Origin of the sequence: Edaphobacter modestus (assembly GCF_004217555.1) — a bacterium.
Classification (GTDB): domain Bacteria; phylum Acidobacteriota; class Terriglobia; order Terriglobales; family Acidobacteriaceae; genus Edaphobacter; species Edaphobacter modestus.
In genome coordinates, this window is the sequence record NZ_SHKW01000001.1 from 5,297,876 (window position 1) to 5,315,673 (window position 17,798).

13 protein-coding genes and 3 pseudogenes are annotated in these 17,798 nt (G+C 55.8%); 8 read left to right on the forward strand and 8 right to left on the reverse strand.

Features of this window, described 5'->3' with window-relative positions; all coding sequences use genetic code 11:
- Positions 1 to 99 precede the first annotated feature (99 nt).
- Entirely contained in the window at positions 100 to 327 is a 228-nt protein-coding gene (locus tag BDD14_RS22295; RefSeq protein ID WP_130421356.1) for a hypothetical protein, read from the reverse strand.
- A gap of 164 nt (positions 328 to 491) precedes the next feature.
- On the opposite strand from BDD14_RS22295, the gene BDD14_RS22300 reads away from it, so the two are divergent.
- Positions 492 to 1,121, forward strand: a complete 630-nt coding sequence (locus BDD14_RS22300) for a recombinase family protein (protein ID WP_130421358.1) — start codon at positions 492 to 494, stop codon at positions 1,119 to 1,121.
- Here BDD14_RS22300 and BDD14_RS34620 read toward each other — a convergent pair.
- The 4 genes from BDD14_RS34620 to BDD14_RS22320 all read right to left on the reverse strand — a co-directional run bounded on the left by BDD14_RS34620 (position 1,087) and on the right by BDD14_RS22320 (position 3,603).
- On the reverse strand, positions 1,087 to 1,524 hold the full coding sequence (locus BDD14_RS34620) for a hypothetical protein (protein ID WP_207231799.1): 438 nt from the start codon (positions 1,522 to 1,524) through the stop codon (positions 1,087 to 1,089). The two genes, BDD14_RS22300 and BDD14_RS34620, sit on opposite strands and share 35 nt — an antisense overlap.
- Positions 1,455 to 1,619: a transposase gene (locus tag BDD14_RS22310; RefSeq protein ID WP_130421360.1), complete on the reverse strand. Its 165-nt coding sequence runs from the start codon at positions 1,617 to 1,619 to the stop codon at positions 1,455 to 1,457. The genes BDD14_RS34620 and BDD14_RS22310 overlap by 70 nt, the downstream gene beginning before the upstream one ends.
- Positions 1,620 to 1,696: 77 nt before the next feature.
- Positions 1,697 to 2,473 (reverse strand): LytR/AlgR family response regulator transcription factor, encoded by a 777-nt coding sequence (locus BDD14_RS22315; RefSeq protein WP_130421362.1) that lies wholly within the window; start codon positions 2,471 to 2,473, stop codon positions 1,697 to 1,699.
- Positions 2,470 to 3,603 carry a sensor histidine kinase gene (locus BDD14_RS22320; RefSeq protein WP_130421364.1) on the reverse strand — a complete coding sequence of 378 codons (1,134 nt, stop codon included), beginning with the start codon at positions 3,601 to 3,603 and terminating at the stop codon, positions 2,470 to 2,472. Before BDD14_RS22320 ends, BDD14_RS22315 begins: the two co-directional genes overlap by 4 nt.
- Before the next feature lie 247 nt (positions 3,604 to 3,850).
- Between BDD14_RS22320 and BDD14_RS22325 the strand changes: the two genes are divergently transcribed.
- From BDD14_RS22325 to BDD14_RS22350, 7 genes and pseudogenes are all read left to right on the forward strand, one after another.
- Positions 3,851 to 4,315 carry a (2Fe-2S)-binding protein gene (locus tag BDD14_RS22325; RefSeq protein ID WP_130421366.1) on the forward strand — a complete coding sequence of 155 codons (465 nt, stop codon included), beginning with the start codon at positions 3,851 to 3,853 and terminating at the stop codon, positions 4,313 to 4,315.
- On the forward strand, positions 4,312 to 6,519 hold the full coding sequence (locus BDD14_RS22330; protein ID WP_165420197.1) for a xanthine dehydrogenase family protein molybdopterin-binding subunit: 2,208 nt from the start codon (positions 4,312 to 4,314) through the stop codon (positions 6,517 to 6,519). The genes BDD14_RS22325 and BDD14_RS22330 overlap by 4 nt, the downstream gene beginning before the upstream one ends.
- A gap of 264 nt (positions 6,520 to 6,783) precedes the next feature.
- Positions 6,784 to 7,413: a response regulator gene (locus tag BDD14_RS22335; RefSeq protein WP_130421370.1), complete on the forward strand. Its 630-nt coding sequence runs from the start codon at positions 6,784 to 6,786 to the stop codon at positions 7,411 to 7,413.
- A gap of 463 nt (positions 7,414 to 7,876) precedes the next feature.
- Positions 7,877 to 8,065 (forward strand): annotated as a pseudogene (locus tag BDD14_RS34625) (hypothetical protein); the annotation flags it as partial.
- 69 nt (positions 8,066 to 8,134) lie between these two features.
- The gene (locus tag BDD14_RS22340; RefSeq protein ID WP_165420198.1) at positions 8,135 to 8,884 is read left to right on the forward strand and encodes a two-component regulator propeller domain-containing protein; all 750 of its coding nucleotides are present in this window, start codon (positions 8,135 to 8,137) and stop codon (positions 8,882 to 8,884) included.
- On the forward strand, positions 8,800 to 9,495 hold the full coding sequence (locus BDD14_RS34630) for a two-component regulator propeller domain-containing protein (protein ID WP_423201812.1): 696 nt from the start codon (positions 8,800 to 8,802) through the stop codon (positions 9,493 to 9,495). The genes BDD14_RS22340 and BDD14_RS34630 overlap by 85 nt, the downstream gene beginning before the upstream one ends.
- 350 nt (positions 9,496 to 9,845) lie before the next feature.
- Entirely contained in the window at positions 9,846 to 10,160 is a 315-nt protein-coding gene (locus BDD14_RS22350; protein WP_130421374.1) for a sensor histidine kinase, read from the forward strand.
- 600 nt (positions 10,161 to 10,760) lie between these two features.
- Here the strand turns inward: BDD14_RS22350 and BDD14_RS22355 are convergent.
- The 3 genes and pseudogenes from BDD14_RS22355 to BDD14_RS22365 form a co-directional block, all read right to left on the reverse strand.
- Positions 10,761 to 11,913 (reverse strand): annotated as a pseudogene (locus BDD14_RS22355) (IS30 family transposase).
- Positions 11,914 to 12,293: 380 nt separating this feature from the next.
- Positions 12,294 to 13,290, reverse strand: a pseudogene (locus tag BDD14_RS22360) (IS110 family RNA-guided transposase).
- Positions 13,291 to 14,236: 946 nt separating this feature from the next.
- The gene (locus BDD14_RS22365; protein WP_242618130.1) at positions 14,237 to 17,788 is read right to left on the reverse strand and encodes a TonB-dependent receptor; all 3,552 of its coding nucleotides are present in this window, start codon (positions 17,786 to 17,788) and stop codon (positions 14,237 to 14,239) included.
- Positions 17,789 to 17,798: the final 10 nt, after the last annotated feature.

Genomic DNA, 17,798 nt, shown 5'->3' on the forward strand with positions numbered 1-17,798 from the left:
TTGTCTGCCAAAACGATCTGGGTTACCTCAACTCAGGTCGTGTCCTTCCACACACCTCGGTTATAGGTGGGTCGATAGGCGCCCCTGTGCCCAAAACGCCTAAACCCAGCGTGCAAAATGGCTCTCGAGAACGCCAGAGAGGTCGGGAAACATCCTGTCGAAGCCAAGCGAGTCATGGTTAACATCGTTGTAGACGAGTACGGCCGCTGGTTTCGTCCAATCGGGGGCGAACATGGTTGCGGGTTGTGCGACCGCTAGGGTTGCCATCGTTTGAGGGGAGATGCTGCTGTAAGTAGCAACACTTTGAACGGTAATTGATTCAATCATTCGTCACTTCGGCCAAAGCAGAGATTCAGAGGAACAGATTAAGTGAGTCTAACGCGGAGCGCTAGCCTACGAGGCTGTAGCAAATAGGTATAGCCCAACCCTACGTCCGACACCCGGCGAACCAATGTCGCCATAGGGTCCCTTTCTGAGTTGTCGTACAGGTAATGACGAAGGTCAAAGAGTATATTCGGACACCTCGCCCCGCTCGAACGCGCAAGCCGTCCAGAGGCCAGCAGGTCGGCTACCTGCGTGTTAGCTTCCTGGATCAAAACGCGGTTCGCCAGGCTCTTGACAAAACATTTACCGACAAAGCCTCGGGCAAGGATACGAAACGGCCGCAACTGGAGGCCATGCAGAGCTTCGTCCGCAAAGGCGATACAGTGTTTTGTCACTCGATGGACCGGCTGGCCCGCAACCTCGATGACTTGCGCAGAATAGTGTTGGGTCTGACTGAGCAGGGCATTCATATCGTCTTTGTGAAGGAAAACTTGATCTTCACCGGCGAGGATTCGCCCACGTCAAATCTGTTGCTGAGTGTCATGGGGGCGTTTGCTCAGTTCGAAAGAAAGTTGATCCGCGAGCGCCAGCGTGAGGGAATTGCGATCGCAAGGCGGGAAGGGAAGTACCGCGGCAGGAAGCCGTCTCTGACACCCGCGCGGGCGGCCGAGTTGCAACGGCGAGTTGCCGATGGTGACTCGAAGGCTGCGCTCGCTCGTGAGTTCGGCATCAGCCGGGATACGCTATATCGGTATGTTCCGGTCAAAAAGCGCCGCGCCGGGAGGCTTGCAAAATGAAATGTGTGAAGAGAATCGGAGGAGGGAAACGATGAGTGAATCTGAGATGCAAGCCGAGTTGGAGCGCCTGCGGGCTGAGAATGCCCAGCTCAAGAGCAAAGACAAGGGTGGCCTCACTTTGAAAGTGAGCGCGAACGGCGGGCTCTCTCTGTACGGCATGGGCCGGTTTCCAGTCACGCTCTACAAAGAACAATGGCTCCGCATCCTGGCGAGTGCGCCGGGGATCGAGGCGCACATCGGGAGACATCACGATCGATATCGCCGCACGAGAGGCCTGGATCGACTTCAGCTTCGCGTTCTCCTGTTCCAGTTCTTTCAGCCGCTTCGCCTGGTCTACCTGCAGCCCCCCATACTCCTTCGCCAGCGGAAGTACGTCTGCTCCACGATCTCCGCTTCCTTGCATGCTTGCGCTGTCCTCTCGCCGTTCGCCACGGCTACTTCGGTCTGCCGGAGCAGGTTCACTACCTGCTCCGGTTGATACCTCTTGCCTCGTGCCATTCCAGGCTCCTCTCATGCCTGTCTCTTATTTTCTCCACTGGCACAAAAGTCGCCGGGCACTCCAGGACTCAGTGTGGCTAACGATGGTGCATTGCCAGCAAAGCCTGCCATCCTGCCTTGCTCATTCGCAAGCGTTGCCCACTTGCCAGAATGACGGAGCCCTCTGTTCTGCCTTCACGCAGGATTTCGGAAACGCGGCCTATATGAACTATCGCGCACCGATGAATCCTGACGAATTTGGTCGGATCTAAAGTTTGTGCGAGGTCTTTGATGGTTTGCCGAAGCATATAACGCTTCTGTCCCACATGAAGGCATGCGTAATAATCCGCCGCCTCGATCCAGTCGATCTCATCCACGTTGACAACAGACTCTTTGCCACCGCCGTTCGGGACAAGAATGCGTGAGGGGTAAGCTGCCTGGGGAGCGAGTAGTTGCTCAAGTCCTGCGAGGGCAGACATCCAGTAATGTTGTGTGTTGAATGCAGTACGCGACATGATCCTCTCACGGATTCGTACGAGAGTATTCTGGATACGATCCGGCTCCACGGGCTTCGTGAGGTAGTCGAGGGCATTCACTTCGAACGCTTGAATCGCATACTTGTTATGTGCCGTAACGAAGACCGTGATTGGCATATTCGCTGCGCCGACCTGGTCGATTATTTCGAAGCCGCCTCGACCTGGCATCTGGATGTCGAGAAAGAGAACGTCAAATGGAGACTCCTTCAACGCGGCGATCACCTCTTTGCCGGTCCGGCATTCTGCTCCTATCTCAATATCCGTATCGAGTGAGAGAAGGTATCTCAGTCGTTCGCGAGCCAAGGGCTCATCATCGGCGATGAGTGCACGTAGTCTCATTGTTCATACGGAATCGAGATCGCCACTTCGAAGCCGCCTGTCAATATGGGCTCCGCTTTCATCTCGAAACGGTCCTCGTAAAAGTGATTGAGACGCTCACGGGTGTTCCTGAGACCGATTCCGCTGCCGTTTCCTGGCGGCGCCTTAGTACCAAGCCCGGTATCGCGTATTCTCAGACGAAGCATCTCGCCGTCTCGCCGGATGGATGCTTCGATCAGTCCTCGGCCTTCACAATGGGCTATCCCGTGGCGAATGGCATTCTCCACGATTGGCTGTAAAAGGAAACTGGGCACCAGTCCGCCGAGAGCTCCCTGATCGACCTTCAACTCGACGGTGAGCCGGTCGGCGAAACGCACCTGCTCGATCGCCAGATAGTTGTCGACGATTTCGAGTTCCTTCGAAAGAGGCACTTTCTGGGGTGTGGCGCTTGCCAGAGTGCTCTTGAGAATGGTGTTTAGGTGCGCCAGCATCCGAGCGGCTTCTTGTGATCGTCCGAGTTCGACCAGGGTCGTAATCGCGTTGAGCGTGTTGAACAGAAAGTGTGGTTCGAGCTGCATCTGGAGAGCCTGTAGCTGCGCAGCAGCGAGTTGCCTTTGCAAGTCTGATGATCTGATGGCTTCATATTGCGACCGAACATGGTATTGAACGGCGCCGATTGCCCCGACGATGAAACCGTAGATCAGGAATTCGATCCCGAAACGATTGATCTCGATCAGCCGATTCCATTCCGACTGCGGGACATCGGCGCGCTGAGCCAGTGGCACCGTAAAGCTGATACTCCAGAGCAACAGAAGATGCAGCCAGGCTAGCAACGGAGCCAAACAGAGGTGCACGATTACTATTTTGGGCGAAAAGAGCTTCAGAGCTGGGAGCTTCCGTCCGACCATCCAAAGGACGCTGGCGAGCAGCCCCCACCATCCCCAAAGCGTCACGCCATACAGTAGCGACGGCAGATGCGTGATGGAGTTGCATTCGCTTGCGGTTGCCAACGACAGAGCCCCGGAGATCGAAAAGATGATGGCGTAAGAGTTCGGACGGACGTCTTTCAATCCTCTTGGATGGAACGAGTTCGGCGCAGTCACTGCCTCGTGCAGACTTGGTGCGACAATAGCCTCCCTCATAGTGCCCATTCAGGCCTCCCCATTCAATCATCCTCAATGCTATTCCTCGGTTTCCCCGGATGTGTACAAATCCGACGCTATTTTGCAGCGAAAAGTGCAAATCATGCAGCGAACGTTTCAAGACAGGTCAGGACCCGCCTTGCGACCGGCATCCCTGCTGCAGGCGAGGCAGGTTTCACTGCGTGTGCGGGCCGGTTCCCTGCAAACCTCTGGCACGACTCCTCGAATGAGGAGAATCTGAATCCCGGAGTTGACGATGGCGCGCTTCAATCTCGAGATCAACGGTCACCAGCAAACGATCGATGCCGATCCGGAGATGCCCCTACTCTGGGTGCTCCGGGATCTTCTCAACCTGACTGGCACGAAGTACGGTTGCGGCATCGGACTCTGCGGTGCATGCACTGTTCATATCGATGGCTCTGCAACGCGCTCCTGTCAGACTCGAGTGGCGACAGCGGCCGGAAAGCACGTCGTCACGATCGAGGGCCTAGGCATAACTGGTCTTCATCCGGTACAGGACGCATGGATCGCCGAACAAGTCCCGCAATGCGGCTACTGCCAAGCGGGGCAGATCATGTCCGCTGCAGCACTTCTTGCCCAGAACGCTCACCCCACTGACTCAGATATTGACAACGCGATGGCTGGCAATGTCTGTAGATGTGCTACCTATTTCCGCATTCGCAACGCCATTCACCGCGCTGCGGGAGAGGTGCGGCCGTGAGCACCAAACCCAGCCCCGCCCCTGCAGAGAAATCCTCCGAGATCTCGCGTCGGACATTTCTTGCGACATCGGCGGCAGCGGGCGGAGCCCTTGTTGTGGGTCTCACACTTCGCGGTCGGTTTCATTCGGCTTCTTCCGGGGACACTAAAGATCCTTTCAACGCTTGGATTCGCATTCATCCGGATGGAAGAACACAACTGGTGCTCAACAAATCTGAGATGGGGCAAGGCGTCTTCACCTCGTTGCCCATGATTCTGGCCGAAGAGGCTGAGATCGACTTCTCCAAGATCACCGTGATGCAGGCCGATAACGCCGGCGGAACCGGGGGGAGCGGCTCAGTCTGGGAGGGATACACACCGCTGCGGCAGGCGGGTGCGCAGGTTCGAGAGGTTATGATTGCTTCGGCCGGCCGCAGGTGGGGAGTTCCTGCGACTGAATGTCACGCTCGCAGCAGCCAGGTCATACACACGCCTTCTGGTCGCACTTTTCCATACGCAGAACTCGTCAAGGATGCGCGTAGGATTCCGCTTCCTGACCCCAATACTGTGCCATTGAAGGACCCTAAGGATTTCACGCTTCTTGGCCGTTCGATCCCCCATCTCGATATTCCCGACAAGGTAAAGGGTGCAGCTCAATTCGGTCTCGACGTTCGCCTCCCTGGAATGGTCTATGCTGTCGTCGCCCAGTGCCCGTACTTCCGCGGCGATCTTCTCCGTTATGATGCTGCTAAAGCTAAAGCCGTACCGGGCGTTCTCGAGGTCTTCGAGATTCCAGCCGATCCTTATTCGGCCAACAAAGACACCCGTGAACTCGCCGTGGTCGCCACTAATACATGGGCGGCGATTCAAGGCCGCAATGCGCTGGCCGTCGAATGGAAGCCGGGTCAGTATCAGGACGAGTCTACCGAGTCTCTTACTGTACAGATCCGAGCGGGGCTCGATGCTCAGGAATATTGGAATTCATCCAACACGGGTCTGAATCCCGACACGGTTCCGGCCGCAAAGCGCATTGAGAGTGTTTATGAATTTCCTTTTCTTGCGCACGCCACTATGGAGCCGATGAATATGACGGTGAGGCTCGATGGTGGCCGGTGTGAGATCTGGTCGCCAACACAGGATGGTGGAGGGTCTCAGGAGACGGCCGCCAAAATCCTAGGTATCGACAAGGGCCAGGTGACCGTCCACGTCACCTTCATGGGCGGGGGCTTTGGCCGCCGTTTCGGCGTACCGTTCGATCATCAGGCACTTCAGATCGCTCGTAAAATTCAGCAACCAGTGCAACTTGTCTGGACGCGGGAAGATGACTTCACCCATGATCGCTACCGTCCAGCTGGTATGCATCGTCTCCGAGCTGGTATCGATCGGCAAGGGAATATTGTTTCGTGGACGGACCGTCTCGTCGATACCACCATTATTGGCCAGGGAAATCCCAGGCAGGCGCAGCTTTATGAACTAGGGGGCGCTGTCGATCACCCTTATCCTGTGGAGCACTTTCGGATGTCCTATGTGCCGGTCGATAGCGGCGCGACGCGCGGAGCCTGGCGCGGTGTCGAAATATCGTTCAACGTCTTCTCGATAGAGTCCTTTGTCGACGAACTCGCTCACCTTACTCGCAAGGACCCCTATCTCTTCCGCCGCTGGCTGTTGGAAACCGCGTTAGCGCGTGCCACACCGCCAAAATCCAACTTCGGTGGCGATCGGGCACGCATGATTCAGATACTCGACCTAGCCACGGAGAAAGCTGGTTGGGGTAAACCCCTTGGGCCTCATCGTGGGCGAGGCATCTCCTGCTTTTTCTCCAAGAACACATACCTTGCGCAGGTAGCCGAGGTCACGGTCAAGAACGGACACCTCAAGGTCGATCGCGTGGTGACCGTCGTCGACCCCGGGCGCGTCATCAACATGAATGGCATTCGCGCCCAGATCGAAGGCGCTATTCTTATGGGACTCAGTGCCACTCTCAAGGAGAAGATCACGGTTAAGAACGGGATGATTCAACAACAGAACTTCAATAGCTATGACGTGCTGCGGATACCCGATGCGCCGTATCTCGAAACTCATCTTGTTGAAGGGGGACGTCCTCCCGGCGGCATCGGCGAACCACCGTTGGCGCTCATCGGCCCCAGCGTAGCCAATGCGATATTTGCAGCAACCGGCAAACGTCTCCGTAAGCTCCCGCTACAACTCGACGAGGTCGATTCTTGAAGCTGGTCTCATCTCTGTCAGTGTGTGGGTTTGCGTCGTTCTCCATGGCCCAGTTCCGCCGATAGTCATCTCGCAAGAACCGTTTTTCGGAAGTCACTGGGGCTGGTACGAGCGCAGGTTGAAGTTCCGTGAAGGCGCCAGCATAGCGGTTGCCGGCGGAACCCAGCCCAGATCCTGTACTTGCGAGCCGCCGCATGAACCGCGTCACAGGCCCAGCAACCGACACACCTTGCCTGGCATTTGTCCGAGGCGAGACAATTGACTATGGCTCCGGGGAAACCTATTCGTATCCTGACCGTCGAGGATCACCCGGTCTTCCGTGAAGGATTGACCACGATCCTTCGGTCAGAGCCAGACATGCTTTTGGTTGGACTGGCGGCAAATGCAGCGGAGGCACTCACAGAGTTCCGTCGTCATCGTCCCGACATCACCCTGATGGATCTTCGGCTTCCAGGCACGAATGGGACGGATGCCCTCATAACGATTCGAGGAGAATATCCAGACGCTCGCATCATTATGCTGACGAGTTCGGATGGCGATGTCGATATCCAGCGGGCAATGCGGGCGGGCGCCTGGGGTTACATTCTTAAGAGCATGCCGCAGCAAGAATTGCTGGAGGTAGTGCGTTTGGTCCATGCTGGCCGTCGGCATGCTCCAACGGAGGTGGCAGCCCGGCTCGCCGAGCATCTGGGCGAGGAAGATCTTACGACTCGGGAACTCGAGGTGCTCCGGCTGATTCGAGATGGCTATCGCAACAAGCAAATTGCCGATCAACTGATGATCGCGGAGACCACCGTCAGTTTCCACATTAAGAACCTCGTGGGTAAGCTGGGGGCCAACGACAGGACTCATGCGGTAACCATTGCACTTCGGCGCGGCTTGCTGCACATCTGACCAGTCGTCTGAACCTCTTCATCCCTCATGGCGCGCTCCCAGATGAGATTTCTGGACGACTTAAGTGGCGACGCAAAGCTTTTAAATGACGAGCATGCCGGTTATTCCGAACGCGAGGGCCTTCCAGTAGACGAGCCGACCTTTGCTCGGAACTGGGATGGGACAACTTGAGCCGCCGTCTAAAACGGATTCGCACTGCTGACAAAACAGCGCAGGGCGGTCAATCCGGATGGATCGGAATTACGCAAATCTGGGCCCCACAGGACATATAGTTAAGTTAATCACAAGCTTTTGACTGGGGATTTTCAGATTCCACCGCAAGAAGATCCCACTATCATCAGAGGCTTGACTTCTCTTCCTGATTCTCTTTGAGTGTTCTCGTGGATCTGTCGGCTTTTGGCGGCTTCAGCTCATGGATAATTTGTTGCTTCTAACCAGGCTAAGCATGAGAAATACGGAGAGAATGCGCGTCTCTCGGTTGTATTTCGGCTGCTTCTTGCTGGTTCTATTCCTGGCAAGTGCAGTGTTTGCACTGAACCCGGACAGACACATCTCCCAGTATGGACACACCGCGTGGAGAATACAGGACGGATTTTTTGGTGGCCAGGTACGCACCGTTACCCAGACCACGGATGGGTACATTTGGGTAGGAACCGAAGCCGGACTTTTCAGATTTGACGGGGTCCGGTTCGTTTCATTAAGTTCGCAGGAGGTGGAACAGATGCCTTCCACCTCTATCACTGCTCTGTTGGGCGCACGAGACGGAAGCCTCTGGATCGGCACTGATGCCGGTCTGGTGCACCGGGTAAACCAGCACTTGATCACTTATCTAAAGGGAGAGGGGTACATCTCATCCATCCTTCAAGATGTGAACGGGGAAATCTGGATCGCGCGTGATCGAAGTGGCGATAACACCCAGCCGCTTTGCAAGGTCATCGGCATAGGAGTTCATTGTTACGGGAACGAGGATGGGGTGCCTGCGTTCCTCGCAGGCCCTCTAGTGCAGGACGCTTCGAGCAATCTTTGGATCGGCGGCGATACAACACTTCTCAGATGGCGACCGGGATCATCTAACGCTTATAGACCTAAGGCATTGAAATCCAATGCGGGAGTGGACGGGGTGGAGGCCTTGTCAGTCGCAGCAGATGGCTCTCTCTGGGTTGGAATGGCTCTCAGCGGCAGTGGACGAGGGTTGCAGCATCTGGTCGATGGCGGGCTGAAATCATTTGTCGCGCCCAAGTTAAATGGCGAGACCATCGAAGTCACAGAGCTCTTGGAAGATCACGAGAAGAACCTCTGGGTCGGGACCAGCAACAGGGTATCTACAGAATTCACGGTGCTGACGTCGATCATTATCGAACGGCAGACGGTTTATCGAGTGACTTCATACTCGAGTTTCACGAAGATCGTGAAGGCAACCTCTGGGTGGCTACGGCGAAAGGCCTCGATTGCTTCCGTGACCTTCGGGTGAGCAGCTTTTCCACACACGAAGGACTAAGCGCGGATGCAGTCGATTCGGTTTTGGCATCACGGGATGGCACTATCTGGATTGGAAACGCGAGCAAGCTGGACGTCCTTGGTCCGGGTGGCATGCCTTCTCAGGCCGGGAATGCTTTGCAAGGACATCAAGTTACATCTATTCTCGAAGATCGCATTGGACGATTGTGGGCCGGAATTGACAACACTCTAACGATCTATCAGGGGAGAAGATTCAGGCAGATCAAAAGGCAGGACGGCAGCCCAGTCGGAGTCGTGACAGGGATGACTGAAGATTCTGAGAACAACATATGGGTTGAGACCATGGGGCCGCCATGGACGCTCCTTCGCATTCAGGACCAGAAGGTCCGAGAAACGTTCCCAGCGCCGCAGATGCCATTAGCCCGCAAAATTGCGGCTGATCCGCAAAGCGGGATCTGGTTAGGCCTTTTGAATGGTGATTTGGCTCGTTATCGGTCTGGCAAGACAGAGATCTTCCCCTACACGCACCACCCTGGTTCTCGAGTCAACGAGCTCATCGCGGCTTCCGATGGATCCATATTAGGAACACTTACCGGGGGCGCTACGACATTCCCCGCCATGTGAACTGGATCGATCATTTGCAGCACACTGCCGTTGGCAAACCACAATCGCCCGTCGGGAGTTCTTGTGCTCGTATTGAAGTGACCGCGCCCCGGCTGCACTCCGTCCGACACGTCGAAAACTTTCAGTTTCAGCCTGCTTTCAGGTCGCTCCCACCATCGTTGCAGCTCGGCATCTGCGATCTCGATGAGACCACATTGTGCGTAAAGCCATAGGTCACCTTGATCGTCTGAGATGAGTGTGTGGATGCTGTCGCAAGGCAGGCCATTTCGGACAGTGAGAATCTGACGTTTTCCGTTTTTCCATACGACGACTCCGAACTTGCTACCTTGGACAGTCTGAAGGAATGCGTCATGGCAAGCCTATTGGAGATCGAGCTCAGATACTCGAAGGACCTTACCCTATGTATCAATGACAACGGCACAGGTTTCGATCCGGCAATTGCAGATAAAGGTAAGGACGAGCATTTCGGACTTCAGGGAATGCGAGAGCGCGCGGCTCGCATCGGCGCTAAACTCGCGCTGATGACTTCAGCCTCCGGGACCGAAATTAAGCTGATCGTCCCTGGAGGCGTCATCTTCCCGACGAGCAGCTCGCCTCGGCTGAGGCTGTTTGCGAAGATAAGAGCTCTGTTTCGACTGAAGGACGAAGAATCCAATCTGGATTGATCCTGATTTGGGACCGCTTGGGAAAAGCTGATCGCGAGATAGTACGACTGGCGATAGAAGCGTCAAGTCTTCGCTTTCGCGCCACACATTCATGTGTAGCAAAACAGCGGTGGAAATGCCGGTCTTTGCTCCAACCGGATCACTCATGCTCACTAACGACGCGGCAATGTCTATTCTCGCCCTGGTGTTTGTCTCTGCTGAGAGAGCGTTCTCAATAGCCGGTTTGGCCAGATCCTCGTGCTTCTCGGCAAGTTCGGCCGCTGCAAGCGATCGAACTTCTGGATTACTATTCTTGAGTGCAGCGATGAGCGACGGCTCCGATGCGTCGACGCCGGGCTCGCAGAGAGTTACCGAAAACGGCATCAGCCCTCCACAAATAAAACCGTCTGTGGAGGGTTTGTAGTTGGGATCACATGCTTTTTGTACGTCTGCGGATACGGTGTTGAGAGGTGTCTGCGCCGGGAGTGGGTGGGTAGCGATGGCAAGAAGTGAGACGAGCAGAACAACATTTTGTGGGCGACATAGCGAGTCCATCCTGCGGAACTTTATTGCGCCAGAAGGATAAACCCCATCTCGTACTGCGCGAAAACCCGGGCGGTCTCAACCGGTCGATGCAACACTGGCTTGAAGTTTACTCGCCGGGGTTTCAAAGCCCAAGGTTTTTCGGGGGCGTTGATTTAGGCGCAGAGCTACCTTGTTGAGATCGGCTTGAGAGTTACCGGATAAGTTGGTTTTCTTAGGGAAGTATTGTCTCAGTAGGCCGTTGGTATTTTCATTGGTGCCGCGCTGCCAGGGGCTCTGCGGATCACAGAAGTAGACTTTCACATTCGTGTCCACCGTGAAGCTCTTGTGTTTTGCCATCTCGTGCCCCCGGTCCCAGGTCAAGGAGCGCCGCAGGGACGCGGGCAGTTTACGCACGTGCTTGCTCAGCGCGGCGACGACCGTCGCTGTATCTTTGCTGGGCACTTTGACCAGCATGGTAAAACGCGAATGTCGTTCCACCAGGGTTGCGACATGACTATTGCTGCTGCCGCTAAGCAGGTCGCCCTCCCAATGACCGGGAATAGCGCGGTCTTCAACCTCCGCAGGTCTTTCCCTAATAGAGATGGCATCGACGATCTGACCTCGGGACTGTCCGCCAGCCCGCGAGTGCCGTGAGCGGCGGATACACCGCTTGGACCGCAGGTGCTGAATCAGCTCTTTCTTCAACACTCCTCGTGCCTGGATGAATAAGCTGCGGTAGATGGTTTCGTGGGACACGCGCATGCTCTCGTTGCTGGGATAGTGGACCTTCAGCCATTTCGAAACCTGTTCCGGCGACCAGTCCAGGATCAGTTTACTGGCCACGATCGTCCGCAGCTTCTGGTCGATGGCAAGAAGGCACACCTTGGGTCGCAGAGCCGACTCCCAGGCCTGATGATCTGCTTCATTGGCTCGATAGAGTGGACGCCCGCCATGACGCGCCACCTCCCGGCTCACTGTCGACACAGCCCGTTGCAACCCGTTGGCTATCTCCCGAATCGACAAACCGGAAGCAATTCCACGTGAGATGTCTTCCCAGCGTCAGCGTTCGCAGCGAGCGTCGACGAGCATCAGGAACTATCCCGCCGCGCTGCGTCAACAAGAACCGAATGGAACCATCGCCTTTACCGAAGGCGCGGCCAATCTCATGCAACGACTCGCACGACTTCCAACGGCGCCACATGTCGATCCGCTGCTCGGTGGAAAGCCTGTCCCGTTTTCCTTGTGCCATAAACACCACCTTTAGAATATGAATTCATATCAGATGGTGTTGCATCGACCGGTTGAGACCGCCATGGATATCGGCAAGTTCGACCCGCCGAACCCCGCTGGCCGAGTGAACTTGCTCAATGTATGGTCCGCCGTGTGAATGCAAGGGAAAAGTTTCGAATGAAGGAAAGTCTGCGTCAATGTATTCGGCCTTTTAGGTGGAGAGTTTTCTCCTGGCCTTGATGAGATACGCCGCGTACCTGTCCTTAGAAAATGCGCCGGCCTCGTATGGGCCATTTCGGCAAGCAGGTTTCAGGTGCGCCGTTTTGACTGTTCTTTCATCTTCACTTATCCGGTGCAGACCTCGGTGGAGAACTTGATGTTGCTGGTTTCTAAGCTTGCTTATGCCGTCAGTGCCTCGGGTACTGCTCGATAGTCCTGGCCCGTTGAGAGCACTGCCCACGCCATCCGCGCCAGTTTGTGTGCTGTTGCCACGATCAATACGTTTCGTGGCGCGATTCGGTCCCGCTTGGATCGCAATACGACCGCGCGTGCTCCATGAATCAGGATCTTGCGAAGGTAAGAGTTGCCGCGCTTGCTGATTCCATACAGCCTCGCCTTGCCACCGGTCGAATGCTGCTTCGGCAGCAGCCCCATCCAGGCTGCGAACTCTCGTCCCTTGCGGAAGGCTGCGCCGTTACCGATGGAGGCCACGATCGCGGTTGCAACCAGCGGTCCGATACCAGGAATCTGCCGCAGTCTCCGACACGCTTCATCGCTCGAAGCGATCCGTTCCACTTCGTCGTTCATCTGCACGATCTGAAGCTCCAGGTCCTTCCACTCGCTCCACAGCATGGCAACCAGGTTCCGCATCCTCGGGGTGAGGTTCTCGTTGACGTTCTCAAGCACCTCAGGCAGAGCTTCCCTCAGCCGAATCGGGCTCTTGGCGAACACTGTGCCTCGCACCAGCAGAAACGCACGAATCTGGTTGATCAGAGCGGTTCTTCGCGCCATGAGCCGGTCACGCACGCGATGGAGAGCTTGCAGGTCGAGCTGATCATCTGTCTTGATCGGCACGAAGCGCATGTTCTCGCGATCCACGGCCTCAGCAATCGCTTCAGCGTCGATGAAATCGTTCTTGTTCGACTTCACAAACGGCTTCACGAACTGGGCTGGAATCAACTTCACATCATGACCTTGTTCCCGTAAAAGCACGGCCGAGGAAGTGCGACCCCGAACATGCTTCCATCCCGATCAAGCAGGTCTGCATGTTCGCGGTGAAGGCAATCAACTGCTTCTGGGTAAACTTCTTCTTCAGCAGCACCTTGCCGTTATCACCAAGTGCCACCAGGTGAAAGGTCGTCTTGCCAAGGTCAATACCAACCGATCGAATCTGCATGTCGATGATCCTCCTTGAATCTGCCTACAAGATCTTCCGGGGAAGATCAAGCGGCGGACCATCTTAGTAAACGCGACTTCGCGGAAATTTCGAAGAATTGCAGAGGGGATACGCCCGTGAACCCGATCTAAGCGTGAAAAATTGCGCAGTTTGCGGCATCACTAGTATATTGGTCACGATCAGACGCTCTCTGGAAAAGTATGCACCATCAAATGCCGGGACTAAACACTGTTTTTGATGATTTGCTCGACGTTGGTGTAAGAACGATATGCGATTGTGGTTAGCAATTGGAGTTGATTGAATTCGGCCGTTGAATCGACATAGCTGTCGTCGCGTATAAGCCAAACCCGTTTGTCACGAGCGATCGCGAGCCCAATTTCGAAAACATGACGTCAGGATTGATCGTAGTGATGTCTGCGCAGAAATAATCAGACTCGTCGATCATGTCGCAGATCTTGTGGATGATGTATTTGCCACCGATATCCAGCGACTCCCAACTAACAAGCTCTAATTGTTGCCCTTTGTTAATCGACTCAATCGCTGCCTTGATGGTGGAAGAATTGAGTGTGACAGGATGCCATATGCGAAGAAGCCTACAGGTTGGCGAATTAGCTGCGCGAAAATATTTCGTTGTAATGAGATGGCCAAGCAATTACTGGGTCCGGACGATTGCTAATTCATTCAACTGGATATTTCTTTCTATTATTTGTCGGAAGCCACTAAGTCGAGATATCGAAGCGCCAGCCTCATTCAAAGGGAACGACGTTGCAGGGTTCTGAGGTGTCCTGCTTCATTGGCTGCTCCCGATTCCGTAACCATGCAATTGGGGTGGCATCCATTCAGTCAGATCGAAAACCATGTTTGAATGGCCGGTGAGGGCTGGACCGGAATCGAATTTCGTGACTCCGGCCCAACTCGACACACAGGCTATGCCTCCAACGGCACCCTAGAAGTCCACCCGAAGCGCAACCTGTCCCGTCCGGTTCCCCGCGTTCTCCGCCGTCTGCGGCCCAATCAACCTACCGAACGTAGACGGACTATCCACCACCGTCGCCGGCGGAGCGAAGTTCGTATGGTTCAGCACATTGGTAAAGGTCGACTCAAATCTCGCGTGAACCCTCTCGCTGATGGGAAACGACTTGGCCACGCCCAGACTTACCGCAGCAGTCCCCGGGCCCTGCAAAATGCCGACTCCGGCATTGCCGAAGCGCCCCGCTCCCGCCGGTGTCGGTGCGAACGCTGCGAGGTTGAAGAACTGCGCCCGCGACTGTCCCGCGTAGAAGTTATTCGACACTACATCAGGCCGAATAATCGCTCCACGGTTCGCCACGTTTGTATTCGACTGATCCGCCGCAGCGCTGATGCTCGGCGTCTGCCACGGCCCCGTTTCCAGCATCGTGATGTTGGTCAGATCCCAGCCGCCCAGCAGTTCATTCATCCATCCGCCACCCGCCATGAAGGTGCGGCCTTTGCCGAACGGAAGCTGATAGACACCCGTCAGCAGCATTCTGTGACGCCGCGTGCCCTGAACGTTACCGTAGTCCTGCGTGACGTGGAAACGGTCTGCAATGGGAATTCCGTAGTTCACCTCCCCGGCGAAGGCGCTCGGCGCGTCGCCCTGGTTATCCGCCTGGTTCTTCGCCAGCGTGTAGTTCGCGTCGAAGTAGAGACCGTGCGCCATCTTGTGCGTCGCCTCGAGTTCCAGCGCGCTGTAGTTCGACTTGCCTGCGTTGAAAGTGCTGTAGAGCGTCGTCCAGTTGGGATAGGGAAGCGGATTCGTCCCAAAGGGCGCCGTGCTTGCCGCTAGCTGGTTCAGGTCCTCCGTCACGCTCAGCCGGTAGGTATGCATCCCCACATAGCTGACACGCAACGAACTAGAGTTGCTCAACTGACGCTCCACCGTGACGCTCCACTGGTTCGACTGCGGATCGCGGTAGTTCGGATCGACGCCCTGATCCAGACCACCGCCGCCGTACTGTACGCCAACGCTGGGTGGAGCCGTGTTGGGGAACTGGATCAGCGGATGCGTCCCGTTTGCATCTGTCACCGTGGTGTTGGAGTAGGTGTGAAGATTCGACGTAGGATTGCCGCTGTTGTTGAACGAGAGCGGCCCAAGGTTCGTCATCGTATAGATGCCGAAGCCCGCACGCACCACCGTATTCGTATCGTTGAACGGCCGGTACGCCACGGAGAATCGCGGCTGGAAGTTGCCTTTGTATGTATTCCGCAGGCTGTTCGGCAGGCCGTCCTGGCTGGCCGTCACATACTTCGTGCAGGGCATCGAGGTGTTACCCAGGTTGCACGCATTGAACGACTGCTGGAACGCCAGATTCGAGCTCTGAAGATTGTTCGCTGCAAGATACGCCGCTAACTGATCTGGAACCACAATCGAGTTGTTCCTCTGATCGAAGTTCGCCGCGTTGCCACCATCCAGGTTGAAGCCCGGCAGCATCTGCCAGCGCAGACCGTAGCTCAACGTCAACCTGCTGTTTAGCTGGTACGTATCCTGTACAAACAGGCTGTACTGCGTCGCCAAACCAGAGACGTCGGGGCTCGAAACCGCGAAGAACAGCGTGGTCGGCGCACCGATCAGAAAGTCGCCAAACGCATTCGGCAGCACAGGGGGTTTGGCGGAAGCGTTCCCTGTAAACGTCGGCTGAAATGTGAACGACCCAAAGTCATCCGACGGCAGGAACAGCTCTGTATCGGTATACCGCACCCTGCGGACGTCAATGCCGCCCTTCAACGTGTGCTTACCCTTCGTGAATGTCACGTTATCGCTGAACTGTATCGTATTCGACTTCGTCACGCCCGTCTTGTCTCGCCCAATCGGCGTCAGACCAGTGCCCGCGCTGAAGTTGAACGTCGGAAAGGCATTCGACGTTGGATGCTGGCTTATGTCCACACCCTGCAGATCCAATTGCTGCAACGCGCTCGCGCCCGAGATCGGGAAGCCAACACTCGTAATCACGTTCGTGAAGCCAAAGCGAAACTCGTTGAGAAGCCTCGGCGTGATCGTGTAGGTATCGGAGACCAGAAAGCTTCGGTTGTGAATGCTGTCCGCATCGTTCGGAAGAAATGGGTTGGCAACGTCCGAGGTTATGTTCTTGCGACTGAATCGCGCATAGGCCGAGTTCTTGGCCCCAAAGGTCTGATCGATCCGGACATCGGCACCATCGGTCCGTGCCGGCGTTGATTGAAAGTTCTCGTAGTTGTACCCGCTTTGCCCCGCAACATTGGGCAGCGGATAGAAGTTCAGCAACGCTTTCGCCGTCGCGCTGATCTGCGATTGCGGAATTATTAGAGGAGCTGACGGCGTGCACGGATTAGCCTGCGTGGGTTGGCAAACGGGTGTTAGAGCCGTCAAATCACCGTTGCGCTCTGCCTGCGTCGGCACCAGGAACTGCTGCAGTGCGGCCGTCGTACGCCGGTTCCCCTCGTAGTCGAAGAAGAAGAACGTCTTGTCCTTACCGTTATAGAGATGCGGCAGAACCACCGGGCCGCTCAACGACCCGCCGAACGTGTTGAACTTCTTCGGAGCCTTGCCGGAGAACCCATAGGGGCTGGCATCCAGCGCCTGGTTCTGCAGATACTCGAAGAGGCTGCCGTGGATATTGTTGGTCCCATTCTTCGTCGTGAATGTCACGTCGCCCACCTGCGAGAACTCCGCACTGTTGTTGAACGCCGTCACCTTCACCGCCGAGATGCCCTCCTGCGAGGGATAGGCATCCTGCAGCGCGCCATTCTGTCGCACGTTCGCCGTCGAGATGCCGTCAACGGAGAAGTTCACCATCGAGGAGCTCGCACCGCCCAGCGCGATATTGCCCTGGCTATCCGTCTGCACATTTGGCGACAGCCCCAAAGCGCCCAGCGGACTCGTCGTCGTCGCCCGGTTATTCAGGGGCAACTGCGTCATCTGGATATTGTCCTTCGAGTCGCCGAGACTGGCATCCTCGCTGTTGATCAATTGGTCGCCCCCGGCGCTTACTTCCACCGACGATGTCTGAGCCGCGACCGTCATGACCACGGTCAGCCGGACATCTTGCCGCGCCGCCACCGTCACACCGCTGATCACCTTCGCAGCAAAGCCGTCGATGTCCGCTTGCAAGCTATAGCGGCCGGCCTTCACGTTCTCAAACGTAAAGTTGCCGTCGGTATCGGACTTCACCTTCCGGTCCGTATTTTCGTCGAGACTGTGCAGCGTCATCTGCGTATCTGTCAGAACCGCCCCGGAGCTGTCCTGCACGATCCCGCGCACACTGCCAAAAGTAGATTGAGCAACTGCTGGTACGACACTCAGAAGCAGACTAAAGATAAAGATCGGAAGCATCTGCAGACAAACGCGCAGCCGCTTCGTCAAACTGTTTGAAGGGGTCGAAAAGTTTCTAGATTTGTTCTGCTGATCGCCATGAATTCTTGTCTTGCTCTCTTCGCAACATATCTCTGGTATAGCAAGGACCATTGGATCAGATTGAAAAAGGCCTCTAATGTATTTCATTTGAATCACC